Consider the following 1385-nt stretch of genomic DNA (forward strand, 5'->3'; position numbering starts at 1 on the left):
CACCCGCCGCAGCCCACATCACCGTTGGCCATCAGCTCCATCCGCCATCACCGCCCGAAATCTACCTCTCAACTGAGAGCTAATCTGAGTAAGAGTTTCCTGACAACCTTGAGCGAATTCACTCGAACGTGCTGGCGATTCCTGGCCGCTACGCTCGCCCGTTGAGCAACAAGGGGACCAGGTGGAGATCTACGCACACATCGACGAAGGCGGCGGGCCACTGCCCAGCGGCCGCATGTACGGCATGGCGGCTGCCCTGTCGACCAGTGCCGACGAAGCGACGCTGCGGGCCGGTCTGCGGGCGACGCTGCTGCCCAACCAGGACCATCTCCATCACCGGGAGGAGGGCGCGAAGCGGCGCATCGAGATCGCCATCGCCATCGCCGACCTGTCGTTCACCGGCGCGGTCGTGGTGACCAGGACGACCACCAACACCCAGCAGGAGGCCGCCCGCGCCCGCCTCCTGACCTGGCTGCTGCCGCATCTTCAACACGTCGAACAGGTCGACCAGATCGTCTTCGAGTCGCGGCACACCGGCGACAGGCACGATCGCCGCACCAGCGGATGGCTGCGGCAGTCGCATCTCATCACGGCGGCGATGCGCATCGACCATGAACGCAAGCGCGCCGATGAACGACTGTGGTTGGCGGACTTCTTGGTGGGCAGCTACCTCGCCGCGCAACTCCACGGCGATCCTGAACCGTGGCACATACTCACGTCAGCGCATGTCATCGATGTGATCGCTGAGCCCAGATAGCGCGAAACCCGGGCTCCTGCTATCCCGCAGGGGGTCCCGGGTCCACTTCCGGTCGTGTCCGCAGACCGCCGGCTCAAGTTGAGGTTACCAGGCATTGCGCGCCGCAGGCAGCGTCACGATCGGGTGATCGAGGCCCGAAGTGGTCCGGCCGCCCCACGGTGAACCCTCGGTGGGGTGACGGGGTAGACATGGCGGCACGGCAGCCGAGAGAACGAGGAGCCATCGGGTGAGCGGTTTCATCCACTGGTACGAGAACGGCTGGTCGACCGCTCGGGCCGACCGGACCGTCGCCAGGATCGAGTCACTGGGGCTGACGCTGTCCGATCCCGGGGCGCAGCGGGCGGGGCTGCTGGAGCGGCTGGCGCTGAGCGAGTGCGCGGCGGTGGACGTGGAGTACTGGCTGGACGAGGAGACGGCCCTGTACTGCCGGTTCCGCCGGGTGAGCGAGGACGTGGTGGCGCAGGAGTTCGACCTGGACGGCCTGTCCACGCATGAACAGCACCAACTGGTGACGGGCATCGTGGAGCTGTTCAACGAGGACGCGGCCAACACGGTGGGCTTCGTGGTGGACCGGTCGGGCGGCTCGCAGGACGTGGATGACGACGTGGTGCTGGGCCTGCCGAGGATC

At 66.7% G+C, this 1385-nt stretch carries 2 protein-coding genes; both read left to right on the forward strand.

The window, feature by feature from the left end; all coding sequences use genetic code 11:
* The first annotated feature begins 181 nt into the window (after nt 1–181).
* Nucleotides 182–757, forward strand: a complete 576-nt coding sequence (locus KUTG_RS25910; RefSeq protein ID WP_043720338.1) for a hypothetical protein — start codon at nt 182–184, stop codon at nt 755–757.
* Nucleotides 758–983: 226 nt separating this feature from the next.
* Nucleotides 984–1385: hypothetical protein (locus tag KUTG_RS61640; protein WP_043720340.1), on the forward strand; the 402-nt coding region annotated here is incomplete at its 3' end.

The organism is Kutzneria sp. 744, from assembly GCF_000568255.1.
In the GTDB taxonomy this organism is placed as follows: domain Bacteria; phylum Actinomycetota; class Actinomycetes; order Mycobacteriales; family Pseudonocardiaceae; genus Kutzneria.